This is a genomic window from Streptomyces sp. NPDC058751 (genome assembly GCF_042746485.1).
In the GTDB taxonomy this organism is placed as follows: Bacteria; Actinomycetota; Actinomycetes; order Streptomycetales; family Streptomycetaceae; genus Streptomyces.
In genome coordinates this window covers 164923-183598 of record NZ_JBHYPZ010000005.1, presented here as the reverse complement: position 1 = coordinate 183598, position 18676 = coordinate 164923, and the positions used below count along the sequence as shown (strand labels likewise).

Sequence of the window (18676 nt, the reverse complement as noted above, 5' to 3'; positions counted from 1 at the left end):
AAGACATGGGACTCGAAGAAAAGCTGCCGAGCGGATTCCTGCTGACGACCGTCGAGCAGGCCGCGGGCTGGGTGCGCAAGGCGTCCGTCTTCCCCGCGACGTTCGGACTCGCCTGCTGCGCCATCGAGATGATGACGACCGGCGCGGGGCGCTACGACCTGGCGCGCTTCGGCATGGAGGTCTTCCGCGGGTCGCCCCGCCAGGCCGACCTGATGATCGTCGCCGGCCGGGTCAGCCAGAAGATGGCGCCGGTGCTGCGGCAGGTCTACGACCAGATGCCCAACCCCAAGTGGGTCATCTCCATGGGGGTTTGTGCGTCATCGGGTGGAATGTTCAACAACTACGCCATTGTGCAGGGAGTTGACCACATCGTCCCGGTCGACATCTATTTGCCCGGATGTCCGCCGAGGCCCGAGATGCTGATGGACGCGATTCTCAAGCTCCACCAGAAGATCCAGACCTCCAAGCTCGGCGTGAACGCCGAGGAAGCGGCCCGCGAGGCGGAGGAAGCGGCGCTCAAGGCGCTCCCCACCATCGAGATGAAGGGCCTGCTGCGGTGAGCGACGCGAACGGCAACGGGGTCAACCCCGAGAAGGACCTCAGCGCCTCCAACCTCCCCGGCCAGCGGGGCGACCGGGGCGAGGAGATCCGCGTCCAGCGCGGCATGTTCGGCGCCGACAACGGCGGCGACACCTCCGGCTACGGCGGCCTGGTCCGCTCGATCCGGCTGCCCGGCGCGGCCACCCGCCCCTACGGCGGCTGGTTCGACGAGGTGGCCGACGAACTGGAGGGCGCCCTGGAGGAACAGGGACTCGTCCCCGAGAACGTCATCGACAAGACGGTCGTCGACCGCGACGAGATCACCTTCCACGTCGAACGCGAGTACCTGCTCCCCGTCGCCCAGACCCTGCGCGACGACCCGGCCCTCCGGTTCGAGCTGTGCACCGGTGTCTCCGGCGTCCACCTCCCGCACGACAAGGGCCGCGAGCTGCACGCCGTCTACCACCTGCGCTCGATCACCCACAACCGGCTGATCCGGCTGGAGGTCAGCGCCCCGGACGCGGACCCGCACGTCCCCTCGCTCGTCACCGTCTACCCGACGAACGACTGGCACGAGCGCGAGGCCTACGACTTCTTCGGCCTGATCTTCGACGGCCACCCCGCGCTGACGCGGATCATGATGCCGGACGACTGGCAGGGCTTCCCGCAGCGCAAGGACTATCCCCTCGGCGGCATCCCCGTCGAGTACAAGGGCGCCCAGATCCCGGCTCCGGACCAGCGGAGGTCGTACTCATGAGCACGCAGACCCCTTCCGGGGCGTCGGCCGCCTCGCCCCGCGAGACGACCGAGGGCACCGTATACACGGTCACCGGCGGCGACTGGGACGAGATCGCCCAGTCGGCGGCCAAGTCCGACGACGAGCGCATCATCGTCAACATGGGTCCGCAGCACCCGTCCACCCACGGCGTGCTCCGGCTCATCCTGGAGATCGACGGCGAGACCGTCACCGAGGCCCGCTGCGGCATCGGCTACCTCCACACCGGCATCGAGAAGAACCTCGAGTTCCGCACGTGGACCCAGGGCACCACGTTCGTGACGCGCATGGACTACCTGACGCCGTTCTTCAACGAGACGGCCTACTGTCTCGGCGTCGAGAAGCTCCTCGGGATCACCGACCAGGTCCCCGACCGCGCCTCGATCATCCGCGTGCTCCTCATGGAGCTGAACCGGCTCTCCTCCCACCTGGTGTGCATCGCCACCGGCGGCATGGAGCTGGGCGCCACCACGATCATGATCTACGGCTTCCGTGACCGTGAGCTCATCCTCGACATCTACGAGCTGATCACGGGCCTGCGGATGAACCACGCGTTCGTCCGCCCCGGCGGACTCGCCCAGGACCTGCCCCCGGGCGCGGTGGACCAGATCCGCGAGTTCGTGAAGAAGATGACGAAGAACCTTCCCGAGTACGACAAGCTCGCCACCGGGAACCCCATCTTCAAGGCCCGCATGCAGGACGTCGGCTACCTCGACCTGGCCGGCTGCATGGCCCTCGGCGCCACCGGCCCGATCCTGCGCTCGGCGGGCCTGCCGCACGACCTGCGCAAGTCCCAGCCGTACTGCGGCTACGAGACCTACGACTTCGAGGTCCCGACCGCCGACACCTGCGACTCCTACGGACGCTTCCTGATCCGCCTGGAGGAGATGCGCCAGTCGCTGCGGATCATCGAGCAGTGCCTGGACCGGCTCCAGCCCGGCCCGGTCATGGTCGCCGACAAGAAGATCGCCTGGCCCGCCCAGCTCGCGCTCGGCCCCGACGGTCTCGGCAACTCGCTCGACCACATCAAGAAGATCATGGGTACCTCCATGGAGGCCCTGATCCACCACTTCAAGCTGGTGACCGAGGGCTTCCGCGTACCGCCGGGACAGGCGTACGTGGCGGTCGAGTCGCCCAAGGGCGAGCTCGGGGTGCACGTCGTCTCCGACGGAGGCACCCGCCCCTACCGGGTCCACTTCCGTGACCCGTCCTTCACCAACCTGCAGGCCATGGCGGCGATGTGCGAAGGCGGCCAGGTCGCCGACGTCATCGTCGCCGTCGCGTCCATCGACCCCGTGATGGGAGGCGTCGACCGGTGACCACCACCCCCGAGGGCGTCAGCCTGGGCATGCCGCAACTGCCCGCGCCCGACTATCCGGCCGATGTCCGGGCCCGGCTGGAGGCGGACGCGCGCGAGATCATCGCCCGCTACCCCGACTCCCGCTCGGCGCTCCTTCCGTTGCTGCATCTCGTGCAGTCGGAGGAGGGCCATGTCACGCGCACGGGACAGCGGTTCTGCGCGGAGGTACTGGGCCTGACCACGGCCGAGGTCGCCGCCGTCGCGACCTTCTACTCCATGTACCGGCGCAAGCCGAGCGGTGACTACCAGGTGGGTGTCTGCACCAACACCCTGTGCGCGGTCATGGGCGGCGACGCCATCTTCGAGGCCCTCCAGGACCACCTGGGCGTCGGCAACGGGGAGACCACCGGTGACGGCAAGGTCACCCTGGAGCACATCGAGTGCAACGCGGCCTGCGACTTCGCCCCGGTCGTGATGGTCAACTGGGAGTTCTTCGACAACCAGACCGTGGACTCGGCCAAGCGTCTCGTCGACGACCTGCGCGCGGGCGAGGACGTCGACCCGACCCGCGGCGCCCGGCTGTGCACCTTCAAGGAGACCGCCCGGATCCTGGCGGGCTTCCCCGACGAGCGCGAGGGCGCGGTGGAGGCCGGTGGCAGCGCGGGCCACGCGTCCCTGGTGGGGCTGCGCCTGGCCAAGGGGGAGGGTGCCCCCGCGCGCGTGGTGCATCCCCGGGGCGGAGGAGCACCTCAGAACCAGCGGCCCGCCGAGCACCCGAGTTCGCACGACGCGCCGCAGGACACGTCGGCCTCCGACCCGTCCCACCCGGCGGGTCCTGTGGCAGAGGAGGGGGAGTGATGACCTTGGCAGCCGAGATCAACGAGACCAGTCCCGAAAAACTGCTCGCACCCGTGCTGTCGGCCTTCTGGGACGAGGACAGGTCCTGGTCGCTGGACGTCTACCGAAGGCACGAGGGGTACGAGGGCCTGCGCAAGGCACTCGCCATGTCACCGGACGACCTGATCGCGTACGTCAAGGACTCCGGGCTGCGGGGCCGCGGCGGCGCCGGCTTCCCGACCGGAATGAAATGGCAGTTCATTCCCCAGGGAGACGGCAAACCTCACTATCTAGTTGTCAACGCCGACGAATCGGAGCCGGGAACCTGTAAAGACATCCCGCTCCTCTTCGCGAACCCGCACAGCCTCATCGAGGGCATTGTGATCGCGTGCTATGCCATCCGGTCTTCGCATGCCTTCATCTATCTCCGCGGTGAAGTCGTCCCCGTACTGCGGCGGTTGCACGAGGCCGTACGTGAGGCCTACGCGGCGGGCTACCTCGGCGAGAACATCCTGGGCAGCGGACTCGACCTCCAGCTCACCGTGCACGCGGGCGCGGGCGCGTACATCTGCGGTGAGGAGACCGCGCTGCTCGACTCGCTCGAAGGCCGCCGTGGTCAACCGCGGCTCCGTCCCCCTTTCCCTGCTGTCGCGGGCCTCTATGCGTGTCCGACTGTTGTGAATAACGTCGAGTCCATCGCGTCAGTTCCCGCAATTCTCCAAAAAGGCAAGGAATGGTTCAGGTCGATGGGTAGCGAGAAGTCTCCGGGCTTCACGCTCTACTCGCTCAGCGGCCACGTCGCCAGCCCCGGCCAGTACGAGGCACCGCTCGGTATCACCCTGCGTCAACTCCTCGACATGAGCGGCGGGATGCGCCCCGGCCACCGGCTGAAGTTCTGGACCCCGGGCGGCTCCTCGACCCCGATGTTCACCGACGAGCACCTCGACGTCCCTCTTGATTACGAAGGAGTGGGTGCCGCGGGTTCCATGCTCGGCACGAAAGCACTCCAGTGCTTCGACGAGACGACCTGCGTCGTCCGCGCCGTCACCCGCTGGACCGAGTTCTACGCCCACGAGTCCTGCGGCAAGTGCACGCCGTGCCGCGAAGGAACGTACTGGCTCGTGCAGCTGCTGCGTGACATCGAGGCCGGCAAGGGCGTCATGTCCGACCTCGACAAGCTGAACGACATCGCCGACAACATCAACGGCAAGTCCTTCTGCGCCCTCGGCGACGGTGCCGCCTCGCCGATCTTCTCCTCGCTCAAGTACTTCCGCGAGGAGTACGAGCAGCACATCACGGGCCGCGGCTGCCCCTTCGACCCCGCCAGGTCAACGGTCTGGGCGGACAAGCACACGGAGGTGAACGCATGACAGTGACCACCAGCGCTCCCTCCGGAGGCGGGGAAGCGGCGGTTCCGCCGGAGGACCTCGTCTCGGTGACGATCGACGGCGTCGAGATGAGCGTGCCCAAGGGCACCCTGGTCATCCGGGCCGCCGAACAACTCGGCATCGAGATCCCCCGGTTCTGCGACCACCCGCTCCTCGACCCGGTCGGCGCGTGCCGCCAGTGCATCGTCGAGGTCGAGGGCCAGCGCAAGCCCATGGCGTCCTGCACGATCACCTGTACGGACGGGATGGTCGTCAAGACTCAACTCACCTCCCAGGTCGCCGAGAAGGCACAGCACGGTGTGATGGAGCTGCTGCTCATCAACCACCCGCTGGACTGCCCGGTCTGCGACAAGGGAGGCGAGTGCCCCCTGCAGAACCAGGCGATGTCGCACGGCAACGCCGAGTCCCGCTTCGAGGGCAGGAAGCGGACGTACGAGAAGCCGGTCCCGATCTCCACCCAGGTGCTCCTCGACCGCGAGCGGTGCGTGCTGTGCGCCCGCTGCACCCGCTTCTCGAACCAGATCGCGGGCGACCCCATGATCGAACTGGTCGAGCGGGGTGCGCTCCAGCAGGTCGGCACCGGTGACGGCGACCCCTTCGAGTCGTACTTCTCCGGCAACACGATCCAGATCTGCCCGGTGGGCGCGCTCACCTCGGCGGCGTACCGCTTCCGCTCGCGCCCCTTCGACCTCATCTCCTCGCACTCCGTGTGCGAACACTGCTCCGGCGGCTGCGCGACGCGCACCGACCACCGGCGCGGCAAGGTGATGCGCCGGCTCGCGGCGCCGGACCCCGAGGTCAACGAGGAGTGGGTCTGCGACAAGGGCCGGTTCGGGTTCCGGTACGCGCAGCAGCGCGACCGCCTCGACACGCCTCTGGTGCGCAACGCCGAGGGCGTCCTCGAGCCCGCCTCCTGGCCCGAGGCGCTGGAGGCCGCCGCGCGGGGGCTGACCGCCGCCCGCGGCCGGGCCGGTGTCCTCACCGGCGGCCGGCTCACCGTCGAGGACGCCTACGCGTACAGCAAGTTCGCGCGCGTGGCCCTCGACACGAACGACATCGACTTCCGCGCGCGCGTGCACAGTTCCGAGGAGGCCGACTTCCTGGCCGCCCGGGTCGCCGGACGCGGCCGGGACCTCGACGGCACCGGCGTCACGTACACCGCTCTGGAGAAGGCGCCCGCCGTGCTGCTGGCGGGCTTCGAGTCGGAGGAGGAGGCCCCCGGCGTCTTCCTGCGGCTGCGCAAGGCGTGGCGCGGGCACGGACAGAGGACCTTCTCCCTCGCGACCCACGCCACCCGTGGTCTGGAGAAGGCCGGAGGCACGCTGCTGCCGGCCGCGCCCGGCACCGAGACCGAGTGGCTGGACGCGCTCGCGAGCGGCGTCGGCCTGGAGGAGGACGGTGCCAGGGCTGCCGAGGCGCTGCGCGGTGAGGGCGCCGTGATCGTCGTCGGTGAGCGGCTGGCCGCCGTGCCGGGAGGGCTGACCGCCGCCGTGCGGACCGCCACCGCCACCGGTGCCCGCCTGGTGTGGATCCCGCGCCGGGCCGGGGAACGCGGGGCGATCGAGGCCGGCGCGCTTCCGTCGCTGCTGCCCGGCGGACGCCCGGCCACCGACCCGCGCGCGCGGGACGAGGTCGCGGCCGCCTGGGGCGTCTCCGAACTCCCGCACCGCCACGGCCGTGACACCGGCCAGATCGTGGAGGCCGCCGTCGGCGGCGAACTGCGGGCTCTGGTGGTGGCGGGCGTGGAGGTCGCCGACCTCCCCGACCCCGCACGCGCGCGTGCGGCCCTGTCCGAGGTGGGCTTCCTGGTGTCGCTCGAACTGCGGCCCAGCGAGGTGACCGAGCACGCGGACGTCGTCCTGCCGGTCGCCGCGGTCGCCGAGAAGGCCGGAAGCTTCCTCAACTGGGAGGGCAGGGTGCGCTCCTTCGAGGCCGCCCTCAAGCCCGACCAGATGACCCGGCGCCTCGCGCCCGCCGACGCGCGTGTCCTGCAGATGCTCGCCGACGCCATGGACGTCCACTTCGGGCTGCCGGATCTGCGCACCACGCGCGGGGAGATCGACCGGCTCGGCGCCTGGGACGGGCCGCAGGCCGGCGAACCCCGGGAGACCGGGGTGCCGATGCCCCGCCCGGATGCCGGGGAGGCGGTACTGGCCGGGCACCGGCTGCTGCTCGACCAGGGGCGTCTCCAGGAGGGCGACACGGCGCTCGCCGGGACCCGGCACGCCGCACGCGCGCGCGTGTCGGCCGCCACCGCCGCCGAGGCCGGGGTCGAGGACGGCGACGTCATCGCCGTGACCGGCCCCACCGGAGCGGTCGAACTCCCGCTGCAGATCACCGAGATGCCCGACCGCGTGGTCTGGCTCCCGCTGAACTCGACCGGAGGGGGCGTCGCCTCCGACACCGGCGCGCTGCCCGGCGCACTCGTCCGCATCGGCCCGGCGACGACCCTCGCCGAGGCCCCCGAGGAGGTGGAGGCATGACGCCGTACCTCGCTGCTGAAGACCTCTCGATGTTCGGCCACGACCCCTGGTGGCTGGTCGTCATCAAGGCGGTGTTCTGCTTCGCCTTCCTGATGGTGACCGTGCTCTTCTCCATCGTGTGGGAGCGCAAGGTCGTCGCCTGGATGCAGCTGCGCATCGGCCCCAACCGGCACGGGCCCTGGGGCATGCTCCAGTCGCTCGCCGACGGCGTGAAGCTGATGCTCAAGGAAGACATCATCGTCAAGCGCGCGGACAAGGTCGTCTACGTCCTCGCGCCGATCGTCGCGGCCATCCCGGCCTTCATGGCGATCGCGGTGATCCCCTTCGGGCCCGCGGACAACGAGATCTCGATCTTCGGTCAGCGCACCACGATGCAGCTCACCGACCTGCCGATCGCGATGCTCTACATCCTCGCGGTGGCCTCCGTGGGCATCTACGGGATCGTGCTCGCCGGCTGGAGCTCCGGATCCACCTACCCGCTGCTCGGCGGTCTGCGCTCCTGCGCCCAGATGATCTCGTACGAGATCGCCATGGGTGCCGCGTTCGCCTCGGTGTTCCTCTACTCCGGGTCGATGTCGACCTCGACGATCGTCGAGCAGCAGCAGGACCGCTGGTACATCGTCCTGCTGCCGGTCTCGTTCCTGATCTACGTCGTGACGATGATCGGCGAGACCAACCGGGCCCCGTTCGACATGCCGGAGTCCGAGGGCGACCTCGTCGGCGGTTTCAACACCGAGTACTCGTCGATCAAGTTCGCGCTGTTCATGCTCGCCGAGTACGTGAACATGGTGACGGTCTCGGCCGTGTCCACGACGCTCTTCCTGGGCGGCTGGCGGGCACCGTGGCCGATCAGCAGCTTCTGGGAGGGCGCCAACCACGGCTGGTGGCCGATGCTCTGGTTCGTGGTGAAGGTGCAGCTGCTGCTGTTCTTCTTCATCTGGCTGCGCGGCACGCTGCCGCGCGTCCGCTACGACCAGCTCATGAAGCTCGGCTGGAAGGTGCTCATCCCGGTCTCCGTGGTCTGGCTGATGCTCGTCGCGACGGTGCGGACGCTGCGCAACGAGAACTACGACTTCGCGGACATCGCCCTGTACGTCGGCGGAGGCGTCCTCGTCCTGCTGCTGCTGTCCTTCGTGGCGGACGCCTTCCGTGACAGGAAGGACCAGGAGGCGCCCGCCGAGCCCGCCGCCTTCGACCCGATGGCCGGCGGATTCCCCGTGCCCCCGCTGCCCGGCCAGGAGCTGCCGCCGGTACCGCGGCGCCGTCCGCGCCGCGAGCGGGAGCTGATTGTCAGTGGCGGGTCCGATACTGCGAGTGATGGACCGGTTACCGGATCTCGTGACGGAAAGGAGGGGTCCGATGGCTGAGGAGCCGAAGGAGACCAAACCCGGTTTCCAGAACCCCGTCGCCGGCTTCGGCGTGACCTTCAAGGCCATGTTCAAGAAGCGGCTGACCGAGCAGTACCCGGAACAGCAGAAGACCACCGCACCGCGGTTCCACGGCCGGCACCAGCTCAACCGCCATCCGGACGGCCTGGAGAAGTGCGTCGGCTGCGAGCTGTGCGCCTGGGCCTGTCCCGCGGACGCCATCTACGTGGAGGGCGCGGACAACACCGAGGAGGAGCGCTACTCCCCGGGTGAGCGCTACGGCCGCGTCTACCAGATCAACTACGCCCGCTGCATCCTGTGCGGCCTGTGCATCGAGGCGTGCCCCACGCGCGCGCTGACGATGACGAACGAGTTCGAGCTCGCCGACAGCAGCCGCGCCAACCTCATCTACACCAAGGAGCAGCTGCTCGCCGGACTCCAGGAAGGCATGGTCGACACACCGCACTCGATCTTCCCGGGCACGGACGAGCAGGACTACTACCGGGGTCTGGTGACCGAGGCGGCGCCCGGTACCGAGCGCCAGGTGGCCGTCTCCAAGGGCGAGTTGCACCCCTCGGCGAGCCCCTCGGGCCCGTCGGGCGCGTCCTCCGGAGAGGGGGCGGAGGCATGACCGCCGACCTGGCCGCGTACTCCACCTCCACCGGGGAGGCCTTCCAGTTCTGGGTCCTCGGCACCGTCGCGGTGATCGGCGCCCTGTGCACCGTCTTCATGCGGAAGGCCGTGCACAGCGCTCTGTGCCTCGCCGGGACCATGATCGTCCTGGCGGTGTTCTACCTCGCCAACGGCGCCTATTTCCTGGGGATCGTCCAGATCGTCGTCTACACGGGCGCGATCATGATGCTCTTCCTCTTCGTCGTCATGCTCGTCGGTGTCACCGCCGCGGACTCGCTGAAGGAGACCATCAAGGGGCAGCGCTGGCTGGCCCTGCTCTGCGGAGCCGGCTTCGGCATCCTGCTGTTCGCCGGCATCGGCAACGCGTCCGTCCAAGACTTCGACGGCCTGGCGAAGGCGAACGCGAACGGCAACGTGGAGGGCCTGGCCGCCCTCATCTTCACGAAGTACGTGTTCGCCTTCGAGATCACCGGCGCCCTGCTCATCACGGCCACCGTCGGCGCCATGGTGCTGACCCACCGCGAGCGCACCGAGCGCGCCAGGACCCAGCGCGAGCTGTCCGAGCAGCGGGTGCGCGAGGGCAAGCACATTCCGCCGCTGCCGGCGCCGGGTGTCTACGCCCGGCACAACGCGGTGGACGTCGCGGGCCTGCTCCCCGACGGCACCCCGTCCGAGCTGACCGTCAGCAAGACGCTGCGCGACCGCGGACAGGTCCGTGACGTGTCGGCCGACGCGCTGAAGGACCTGAAGGCGCTGGAGCAGCGTGCCGAGGAGCGCCTGGAGCGCACGAAGCCGGAGGAGGCGTCCAAGTGAATCCGGTCAACTACCTCTACCTCTCAGCCCTGTTGTTCACGATCGGCGCCACCGGTGTCCTGATCAGACGGAACGCGATCGTGGTGTTCATGTGCATCGAGCTCATGCTCAACGCCTGCAACCTCGCCTTCGTCGTCTTCTCCCGGATGCACGGCAATCTCGACGGCCAGATCATCGCCTTCTTCACGATGGTCGTCGCCGCCGCGGAGGTCGTGGTCGGGCTCGCGATCATCGTGTCGCTGTTCCGTTCCCGCCACTCGGCCTCGGTCGACGACGCCAGCCTGATGAAGCTGTAAGGGGTCGCTGAATCGTGGAGAACCTGATTGCGCTGCTCATCGCGGCGCCTCTGCTCGGAGCGGCCGTACTGCTGTGCGGCGGGCGGCGGCTGGACGCCGTCGGCCAATGGATCGGCACGGTGCTCGCGGCGTCCTCCTTCGTGATCGCCGTCGTGCTCTTCGCCGACATGCTGGGGAAGAGCCCGGAGGACCGGACCTTCACCCAGCATCTGTTCAGCTGGATCGCCGTCGGAGACTTCCGGGCGGACGTCGGCTTCCAGCTCGACCAGCTGTCGATGACGTTCGTCCTGCTGATCACCGGTGTCGGCTCGCTGATCCACCTGTACTCGATCGGGTACATGGAGCACGACGAGCGCCGCCGCCGCTTCTTCGGCTATCTGAACCTGTTCCTGGCGGCGATGCTGCTGCTCGTCCTCGCCGACAACTACCTGTTGCTGTACGTCGGCTGGGAAGGCGTGGGTCTGGCCTCGTACCTGCTGATCGGCTTCTGGCAGCACAAGCCCAGCGCGGCCACCGCCGCCAAGAAGGCCTTCCTGGTCAACCGCGTCGGCGACATGGGCCTGTCCATCGCCATCATGCTGATGTTCACGACCTTCGGGACCTTCGCCTTCGGACCGCTGCTCGGCACCGAGGGGCACCCCGGGATCGCCGGGGACGCCACCGAGGGCAGGCTCACGGCCGTCGCGCTGATGCTGCTGCTCGCCGCGTGCGGCAAGTCGGCCCAGGTGCCGCTGCAGTCCTGGCTCGGGGACGCGATGGAGGGCCCGACCCCGGTCTCCGCCCTCATCCACGCCGCCACCATGGTGACCGCGGGTGTGTATCTGATCGTGCGCTCGGCCGCCGTCTTCAACGCGGCACCCGACGCACAGCTCGTCGTCACCGTCGTGGGCGCCGTCACGCTCCTGTTCGGTGCGATCGTCGGTTGCGCGAAGGACGACATCAAGAAGGCGCTCGCCGGCTCGACCATGTCGCAGATCGGCTACATGGTGCTGGCGGCGGGCCTCGGCCCCATCGGCTACGTCTTCGCGATCATGCACCTGGTGACGCACGGCTTCTTCAAGGCCGGGCTCTTCCTCGGCGCCGGTTCGGTCATGCACGGCATGAACGACGAGGTCGACATGAGGAAGTTCGGCGGCCTCAGGAAGTACATGCCGATCACGTTCGTGACCTTCGGCCTCGGCTATCTCGCGATCATCGGCTTCCCGGGCCTGTCCGGCTTCTTCTCCAAGGACAAGATCATCGAGGCGGCCTTCGCCAAGGGCGGCACCGAGGGGTGGATCCTCGGCGGTGTGGCCCTGCTGGGCGCGGCGATCACCGCGTACTACATGACGCGCGTGATGATCATGACCTTCTTCGGGGAGAAGCGCTGGCAGCCCGACGCCCAAGGCCACGAGCCGCACCCGCACGAGTCGCCCAGGTCCATGACGATCCCGATGATCGTGCTGGCCTTCGGGTCGGTGTTCGCGGGTGGCTTCTTCAGCATCGGCGACCGCTTCCTGCACTGGCTGGAGCCGGTCACCGGGCACTCGGAGGGCGACTCGCCCGTGAGCCCCCTCACGGTCACCCTGGCCACCATGGTGCTGCTCGTCGTCGGCGCCGGAATCGCCTACCTCCAGTACGGACGCAGCTCCGTTCCGGTCGTCGCCCCGCGCGGCTCCCTGCTCACCCGCGCCGCCCGGCGCGACCTGTACCAGGACGACTTCAACCACGTCGTGCTGGTGCGCGGCGGTGAGCACCTCACCCGCTCCATGGTGTACGTCGACCACACCCTGGTCGACGGAGTCGTCAACGGGACGGCGGCCTCCGTGGGCGGCCTCTCCGGGCGGCTGCGCAAGCTGCAGAACGGCTACGCGCGCAGTTACGCGGTCTCGATGTTCGGCGGCGCGGCGATCCTCGTCGCCGCGACCCTGCTGATGAGGGCGGTCTGATACCGATGTCCTTTCCTCTGCTGACAGCGACGGCGGTGCTCCCGGCCCTCGGGGCGATCGCCACGGCCGCCGTGCCGGCCGCGCGGCGCGTCGCCGCGAAATGGCTGGCGCTGCTCGTCTCCCTCGGCACGCTGGCGCTCGCCGTGGTCACCCTGGTGCGTTTCGACCCCGGCGGCGCCCGCTACCAGCTCACCGAATCCCACGCCTGGATCCCTGACTTCGGGGTGCGCTACCAGCTGGGCGTGGACGGCATCGGGGTGGCGCTCGTCGCGCTCACCGCGCTGCTGATCCCGTTCGTGATCCTGGCGGGCTGGCACGACGCCGACCCGATGGAGACCGGAAGCAGGCGCTGGCGTCCGACCCAGGGCTTCTTCGCCCTGATCCTGGCCGTCGAGGCGATGGTGATCATCTCCTTCGAGGCCACCGACGTCTTCCTGTTCTACGTCTTCTTCGAAGCCATGCTGATCCCGATGTACTTCCTCATCGGCGGCTTCGGGGACCGTGCCCACGAGCACGGCGACGAGGCGGCGGCGACGCAGCGCTCGTACGCCGCGGTGAAGTTCCTCCTCTACAACCTGGTCGGCGGCCTGATCATGCTGGCCGCCGTGATCGGCCTCTACGTGGTGGCCGGAAGCTTCTCGCTCCAGGAGATCGTCCACGCGCGGGCCGACGGGTCCCTGCACATGGCGACCAGCACCGAGCGGTGGCTGTTCCTCGGCTTCTTCTTCGCCTTCGCGGTGAAGGCGCCCCTGTGGCCGCTGCACACCTGGCTGCCCAACGCCATGGGCGAGGCCACCGCGCCGGTCGCCGTGCTGATCACGGCGGTCGTCGACAAGGTCGGCACCTTCGCGATGCTCCGCTTCTGCCTCCAGCTCTTCCCGGAGGCGAGCGAGTGGGCGACGCCCGCGATCCTCGTACTGGCACTGATCAGCATCGTCTACGGGGCCCTGCTCGCCGTCGGGCAGCGGGACATCAAGCGGCTGGTCGCCTACGCGTCGATCTCGCACTTCGGGTTCATCATCCTGGGCATCTTCGCGATGACCAGCCAGGGCCAGTCGGGCGCGACGCTCTACATGGTCAACCACGGGATCTCGACCGCTGCCCTGATGCTGGTGGCCGGCTTCCTGATCTCGCGGCGCGGCTCGCGTCTCATCGCCGACTACGGAGGGGTGCAGAAAGTCGCTCCGGTGCTCGCGGGCACCTTCCTGATCGGTGGCCTCGCGACGCTGTCACTCCCGGGGCTCGCCCCCTTCGTGAGCGAGTTCCTGGTCCTGGTGGGCACGTTCGCGCGCTACCCGGTGGCCGGAATCATCGCCACCTTCGGCATCGTCCTCGCCGCGCTCTACACCCTCGTCCTCTACCAGCGGACGATGACGGGCCCGGTCAAGGCCGAGGTCGCCGAGATGCCGGACCTCAGGGTGCGTGAGCTCCTGGTCGTCGCCCCGCTGATCGCTCTGCTGATCTTCCTGGGCGTCTACCCGAAGCCGGTCACCGACATCGTCAACCCGGCGGTCGAGCAGACCATGTCAGACGTACACAAGACAGACCCCCGGCCCGAGGTGGAGGCGGCCAAGTGAGCGCATCAGCCGTCCACAGCCTGTGGACAACGGCGGCAACCGCAGCCGAACCGATCTCCAAGATCGACGCACCGAAGATCGAGTACGCGCAGTTGTCGCCCACTCTGATCGTCATCGGCGCGGCGGTCGTCGGAGTACTGGTCGAGGCCTTCGTGCCGCGCAAGTCCCGTTACTACACACAGGTGTTCGTCGCCGTCGTCGCACTGGCCGCGGCCTTCTCCGCGGTCGTCGCGCTCGCGGCGGGCGGATACGGCACCACCAAGGCGCACATCGCGGCGATGGGCGCGATCGCGGTCGACGGACCGGCCCTGTTCCTCCAGGGCACGATCCTGCTCGCCGGAATCCTCGGCGTCTTCACCTTCGCCGAGCGGCGCCTCGACCCCCAGACACACGGCAACCGGGTCGACGCGTTCGCCGCGCAGGCCGCGTCGGTGCCCGGCAGCGACAGCGAGAAGGCCGCGGTGAAGGCCGGGTTCACCACCACCGAGGTGTTCCCGCTGCTGCTCTTCGCGATCAGCGGCATGCTCGTCTTCCCCTCGGCCAACGACCTGCTGACGCTGTTCGTCGCGCTGGAGGTCTTCTCCCTGCCGCTCTACCTCCTGTGCGCCGTGGCCCGCCGCAAGCGGCTCATGTCGCAGGAGGCGGCCGTCAAGTACTTCCTGCTCGGCGCCTTCGCCTCCGCGTTCACGCTCTTCGGCATCGCCCTGCTGTACGGCTACGCGGGCTCGATGTCGTACGCGAAGATCGCGCACGTCGTGGACGGCACGGTCACCGAGGTCAACCCGGCGCTCGCCGACACCATGGGCAACGACGTGCTGCTGCTCATCGGCACCGCCCTGGTCGTCATGGGCCTGCTCTTCAAGGTCGGCGCGGTGCCCTTCCACATGTGGACGCCCGACGTCTACCAGGGCGCGCCGACCCCGGTCACCGGCTTCATGGCGGCGGCGACGAAGGTGGCGGCGTTCGGCGCGCTGCTGCGCCTGCTGTACGTCGTCCTGCCGGGTCTGCGCTGGGACTGGCGGCCGGTCATGTGGGCCGTCGCGATCGTCACCATGCTGGGCGGCGCGATCGTCGCGATCACCCAGACCGACATCAAGAGGCTCCTGGCGTACTCGTCGATCGCGCACGCCGGGTTCATCCTCGCGGGTGTCATCGCGACCTCGCCGGACGGTGTCTCATCGGTCCTCTTCTACCTGGGCGCGTACTCCTTCGTCACGATCGGCGCCTTCGCCGTCGTCACGCTCGTACGGGACGCGGGCGGAGAGGCCACGCACCTGTCCAAGTGGGCCGGTCTCGGACGCAGGTCCCCGTTGGTGGCCGCGGTGTTCGCGGTCTTCCTGCTGGCCTTCGCGGGTATCCCGCTCACCTCGGGATTCGCCGGAAAGTTCGCCGTGTTCAGGGCGGCGGCCGAGGGCGGGGCGTCCGCGCTGGTCGTGGTCGGTGTGATCTCGTCGGCGATCGCGGCGTTCTTCTACATCCGGGTGATCGTGCTGATGTTCTTCAGCGAGCCGAAGCCCGAGGGGCCGACGGTCGCCGTGCCGTCGCCGCTGACCATGACGGCGATCGCGGCGGGTGTCGTGGTCACGCTGGTGCTCGGTGTGGCGCCGCAGTACTTCCTGGACCTGGCGAGCCAGGCCGGGGTCTTCGTGCGCTGACCGGTTCCTCACGCGGCTCGGGCCCCGCTCCCTTCGGGGGGAGCGGGGCCCGAGCCGTATCTCAGCGGTCGGTGCGGGCCGCGCCCGCTGAACCGGGGTGTGCCGTGTCCGGCATCCCGGTGTGCGCCGTGTCCGACTTGCCGGGACGGGCCGGAGCGGCAGGGCACTTCACGCTGGGGTTCCAGCGCTCGAACAGCCCGGCGGGGTTGTTCTTCCACAGCCAGACGTGCAGGTCGTAGTGGATCGGCATGCCGGGGTAATGGCCCCGCATCGGACCGTCGAACTTCTGGCCGCCGAACATCGACGGCCGGTCCTTGACGGTCTTCACGTCCTGGTCGGAGTCCAGCGTGATCCACTCGACCCCGGTGAGCCTGCGCTTTCCGTCCTTGCCGTCCTCGAACAGGAGGGCGGCGGGCTTCGCCGGATCGAGTGATCCGTAACGGGACTCGTTGAAGTAGTGGTAACCCATGCTGCCGTGCCCCGCGGGGTCCGAGGAGCACTGGTGGGGTACGTATCCGTCGGTGAGGGCGGCCTTCTCGTCGCGGTACTTGACGCTGGCCAGGTATGCCTTGACCAGATCCCGCACGACCTTCGGGTCGGCCGAGCGGTCCGCGGCCGGGGCGGGGCCGGCGGACAGGGCCAGCGACGCGGCGGCTGTCACGAGGGTGATGGCGGTCCTGAGGGGACGCTGGGGCATGCGGAGGCTCCTAGAGGCACGAGAGAGGCGTACGGACTGCACGGGTCCGTCGGCTGCGGGCCCCCTCCTCCCGCCCGAGCAGCATGGCCCTCGGCCCGAAGTGCCGCCATGCGGGCGGGGCCAACGGGTTGAACACCTCCGGGGCGCGTCGTGCAGGGGAGTGAGACGGGGCAGGCGCAGATACGCAGGGAAGCCGGTCCCTCGCAGCCTGTGGACAACTCTCGGGCTGTCGGCGCGGACCCCTATCGTGGACGCAGTGGTCGAGGCGCGACGTACGGGGGACGGAACGATGGGTGGGACGGGTGTGATGACCGGAGCGGACGCGACGGAGACGCTGGGCGGGAGCGAGGCACTGGCCACCCTCCACAGGGTCTTCGGGTACGACGCCTTCCGCGGCGAGCAGGAAGCGATCATCGAGCATGTCGTCGCGGGCGGCGACGCCGTCGTCCTGATGCCGACCGGTGGCGGAAAGTCCCTCTGCTACCAGATTCCCTCCCTGGTCAGACCGGGTACGGGCGTTGTGGTCTCGCCGCTCATCGCGCTCATGCAGGACCAGGTGGACGCGCTGCGGGCGCTGGGCGTGCGGGCCGGGTTCATGAACTCCACGCAGGACTTCGACGAACGGCGCGTGGTCGAGGCGGAGTTCCTGGCCGGAGAGCTCGACCTCCTCTACCTGGCCCCCGAGCGGCTGCGTCTCGACAACACGCTGGACCTGCTCTCCCGCGGGAAGATCTCCGTCTTCGCGATCGACGAGGCGCACTGCGTGGCCCAGTGGGGCCACGACTTCCGCCCCGACTACCTGGCGCTCTCGCTGCTCGGCGAACGCTGGCCGGACGTCCCGCGCATCGCGCTGACGGCCACCGCCACCCGGGCGACGCACAGGGAGATCACCCAGCGTCTGGGCATGCCAGGGGCCCGCCACTTCGAGGCGAGCTTCGACCGCCCCAACATCCAGTACAGGATCGTTCCCAAGGCCGACCCGAAGAAGCAGCTGCTGTCCTTCCTGCGCCAGGAGCACGCGGGCGACGCGGGCATCGTGTACTGCCTGTCGCGCAACTCCGTGGAGAAGACCGCCGAGTTCCTCTCCCGCAACGGCGTCGAGGCGGTGCCGTACCACGCCGGCCTTGACTCGGGCGTCCGTGCCGCCCACCAGTCCCGCTTCCTGCGCGAGGAGGGCCTCGTGGTGGTCGCCACGATCGCCTTCGGCATGGGCATCGACAAGCCGGACGTCCGGTTCGTCGCCCACCTCGACCTGCCGAAGTCGGTCGAGGGCTACTACCAGGAGACGGGCCGTGCCGGCCGTGACGGACTGCCCTCCACGGCCTGGATGGCGTACGGCCTTCAGGACGTCGTCCAGCAGCGCAAGATGATCCAGGGCTCGGAGGGCGACGAGGCGTTCAGACGCCGGGCCACCGCCCATCTGGACTCGATGCTCGCCCTGTGCGAGACGGCCGGGTGCCGGCGCTCCGGACTCCTGGCCTACTTCGGCCAGGACCCCGACACCCCGGCCTGCGGTAACTGCGACACCTGTCTGACACCCCCGGAGACCTGGGACGGCACGGTCGCGGCACAGAAGCTGCTGTCCACGGTGGTGCGCCTCCAGCGCGAGCGGGGACAGAAGTTCGGCGCGGGCCAGATCATCGACATCCTGCTGGGGCGGAAGACCGCCAAGGTGATCCAGTTCGACCACGACCAGCTGTCCGTCTTCGGTATCGGCGAGGATCTGGCGGAGCCCGAATGGCGCGGTGTCGTACGGCAGTTGCTGGCCCAGGGGCTGATCGCGGTCGAGGGCGAGTACGGCACGCTGGTGCTGACCGACGCCAGCGGGACCGTGCTGCGGCGCGAGCGTGACGTGCCGCTGCGCAAGGAGGCGCCGAAGCCGGCCGCGTCCCGGTCGTCGACGCCCAAGGGCGAGCGCAAGGCCAAGGCGGTGGCCGAACTGCCCGCCGAGCTCGTTCCCGCCTTCGAGGCGCTGCGTGCCTGGCGCGGCGAGCAGGCGCGCGAGCAGGGCGTCCCGGCGTACGTCATCTTCCACGACGCCACGCTGCGGGACATCGTCACGGTGTGGCCCGCCTCCGTGAAGGACCTGGGCGGCATCAGCGGGGTGGGGGAGAAGAAGCTGGCGACGTACGGAGAGGGCGTCATCGGGGTGCTCGCCTCGCTGGGCGGCGGCACGGTCGCGGCTCCGCAGGCCGACGGCAGACCCGAGACCGCACCGGCCGCCGCGGGTCCGAACCCGGACCCGGACCTGGACTGGCCCGAACTGGACCAGGAGCCGGAGCCGGAGGACTGGATGTAGTGGGTCCGGTGCCGGAGGCCGGCAGGGGACCGGAGGACGAGGGTGCCGCCCCGCCCGGCTCCGCCGACCCCACGGGGTTCCGCGAGGC

General features: G+C 69.3%; 15 protein-coding genes. 14 read left to right on the top strand and 1 reads right to left on the bottom strand.

What is annotated here, in order from left to right:
* The first annotated feature begins 5 nt into the window (after positions 1–5).
* The 13 genes from ACFW6B_RS07520 to nuoN are packed head-to-tail and all read left to right on the top strand — an operon-like array spanning position 6 to position 15592.
* Entirely contained in the window at positions 6–560 is a 555-nt protein-coding gene (locus ACFW6B_RS07520) for an NADH-quinone oxidoreductase subunit B family protein (protein ID WP_003998928.1), read from the top strand.
* Entirely contained in the window at positions 557–1297 is a 741-nt protein-coding gene (locus ACFW6B_RS07515) for an NADH-quinone oxidoreductase subunit C (RefSeq protein ID WP_386593016.1), read from the top strand. Before ACFW6B_RS07520 ends, ACFW6B_RS07515 begins: the two co-directional genes overlap by 4 nt.
* Positions 1294–2634, top strand: a complete 1341-nt coding sequence (locus tag ACFW6B_RS07510; protein ID WP_386593014.1) for an NADH-quinone oxidoreductase subunit D — start codon at positions 1294–1296, stop codon at positions 2632–2634. The genes ACFW6B_RS07515 and ACFW6B_RS07510 overlap by 4 nt, the downstream gene beginning before the upstream one ends.
* Before the next feature lie 29 nt (positions 2635–2663).
* On the top strand, positions 2664–3473 hold the full coding sequence (nuoE, locus tag ACFW6B_RS07505; protein WP_386593170.1) for an NADH-quinone oxidoreductase subunit NuoE: 810 nt from the start codon (positions 2664–2666) through the stop codon (positions 3471–3473).
* Positions 3470–4822 carry an NADH-quinone oxidoreductase subunit NuoF gene (gene nuoF / locus ACFW6B_RS07500; RefSeq protein ID WP_365493855.1) on the top strand — a complete coding sequence of 451 codons (1353 nt, stop codon included), beginning with the start codon at positions 3470–3472 and terminating at the stop codon, positions 4820–4822. Before nuoE ends, nuoF begins: the two co-directional genes overlap by 4 nt.
* Positions 4819–7323: an NADH-quinone oxidoreductase subunit G gene (locus ACFW6B_RS07495; RefSeq protein ID WP_386593011.1), complete on the top strand. Its 2505-nt coding sequence runs from the start codon at positions 4819–4821 to the stop codon at positions 7321–7323. The genes nuoF and ACFW6B_RS07495 overlap by 4 nt, the downstream gene beginning before the upstream one ends.
* On the top strand, positions 7320–8690 hold the full coding sequence (gene nuoH / locus ACFW6B_RS07490; protein ID WP_386593009.1) for an NADH-quinone oxidoreductase subunit NuoH: 1371 nt from the start codon (positions 7320–7322) through the stop codon (positions 8688–8690). The genes ACFW6B_RS07495 and nuoH overlap by 4 nt, the downstream gene beginning before the upstream one ends.
* Entirely contained in the window at positions 8683–9321 is a 639-nt protein-coding gene (nuoI, locus tag ACFW6B_RS07485; RefSeq protein WP_386593007.1) for an NADH-quinone oxidoreductase subunit NuoI, read from the top strand. The genes nuoH and nuoI overlap by 8 nt, the downstream gene beginning before the upstream one ends.
* Positions 9318–10136: an NADH-quinone oxidoreductase subunit J gene (locus ACFW6B_RS07480; protein ID WP_386593005.1), complete on the top strand. Its 819-nt coding sequence runs from the start codon at positions 9318–9320 to the stop codon at positions 10134–10136. Before nuoI ends, ACFW6B_RS07480 begins: the two co-directional genes overlap by 4 nt.
* Positions 10133–10432, top strand: a complete 300-nt coding sequence (nuoK, locus tag ACFW6B_RS07475) for an NADH-quinone oxidoreductase subunit NuoK (RefSeq protein ID WP_103548331.1) — start codon at positions 10133–10135, stop codon at positions 10430–10432. Before ACFW6B_RS07480 ends, nuoK begins: the two co-directional genes overlap by 4 nt.
* Positions 10433–10446: 14 nt before the next feature.
* Complete coding sequence (nuoL, locus tag ACFW6B_RS07470; RefSeq protein ID WP_386593002.1) at positions 10447–12360, top strand: NADH-quinone oxidoreductase subunit L; 1914 nt, start codon at positions 10447–10449, stop codon at positions 12358–12360.
* A gap of 5 nt (positions 12361–12365) precedes the next feature.
* Positions 12366–13937, top strand: a complete 1572-nt coding sequence (locus ACFW6B_RS07465; RefSeq protein WP_386593000.1) for an NADH-quinone oxidoreductase subunit M — start codon at positions 12366–12368, stop codon at positions 13935–13937.
* Positions 13934–15592 (top strand): NADH-quinone oxidoreductase subunit NuoN, encoded by a 1659-nt coding sequence (gene nuoN / locus ACFW6B_RS07460; protein WP_386592998.1) that lies wholly within the window; start codon positions 13934–13936, stop codon positions 15590–15592. The genes ACFW6B_RS07465 and nuoN overlap by 4 nt, the downstream gene beginning before the upstream one ends.
* A 61-nt stretch (positions 15593–15653) precedes the next feature.
* Here nuoN and ACFW6B_RS07455 read toward each other — a convergent pair whose 3' ends face one another.
* Positions 15654–16289, bottom strand: a complete 636-nt coding sequence (locus tag ACFW6B_RS07455) for a hypothetical protein (protein ID WP_386592996.1) — start codon at positions 16287–16289, stop codon at positions 15654–15656.
* Between the two features lie 289 nt (positions 16290–16578).
* On the opposite strand from ACFW6B_RS07455, the gene recQ reads away from it, so the two are divergent.
* Positions 16579–18588 (top strand): DNA helicase RecQ, encoded by a 2010-nt coding sequence (recQ, locus tag ACFW6B_RS07450; RefSeq protein ID WP_386592994.1) that lies wholly within the window; start codon positions 16579–16581, stop codon positions 18586–18588.
* Positions 18589–18676 lie beyond the last annotated feature (88 nt).

What these genes read in the sequence shown, in the direction of transcription:
- nuoE (WP_386593170.1), top strand. Translation starts at nt 2,664, where the DNA reads ATGCCGCAACTGCCCGCGCCCGACTATCCGGCCGATGTCCGGGCCCGG.
- ACFW6B_RS07480 (WP_386593005.1), top strand. Translation starts at nt 9,318, where the DNA reads ATGACCGCCGACCTGGCCGCGTACTCCACCTCCACCGGGGAGGCCTTC.
- recQ (WP_386592994.1), top strand. Translation starts at nt 16,579, where the DNA reads ATGGGTGGGACGGGTGTGATGACCGGAGCGGACGCGACGGAGACGCTG.
- ACFW6B_RS07510 (WP_386593014.1), top strand. Translation starts at nt 1,294, where the DNA reads ATGAGCACGCAGACCCCTTCCGGGGCGTCGGCCGCCTCGCCCCGCGAG.
- ACFW6B_RS07520 (WP_003998928.1), top strand. Translation starts at nt 6, where the DNA reads ATGGGACTCGAAGAAAAGCTGCCGAGCGGATTCCTGCTGACGACCGTC.
- nuoI (WP_386593007.1), top strand. Translation starts at nt 8,683, where the DNA reads ATGGCTGAGGAGCCGAAGGAGACCAAACCCGGTTTCCAGAACCCCGTC.
- ACFW6B_RS07495 (WP_386593011.1), top strand. Translation starts at nt 4,819, where the DNA reads ATGACAGTGACCACCAGCGCTCCCTCCGGAGGCGGGGAAGCGGCGGTT.
- ACFW6B_RS07455 (WP_386592996.1), bottom strand. Translation starts at nt 16,289, where the DNA reads ATGCCCCAGCGTCCCCTCAGGACCGCCATCACCCTCGTGACAGCCGCC.
- nuoH (WP_386593009.1), top strand. Translation starts at nt 7,320, where the DNA reads ATGACGCCGTACCTCGCTGCTGAAGACCTCTCGATGTTCGGCCACGAC.
- ACFW6B_RS07465 (WP_386593000.1), top strand. Translation starts at nt 12,366, where the DNA reads ATGTCCTTTCCTCTGCTGACAGCGACGGCGGTGCTCCCGGCCCTCGGG.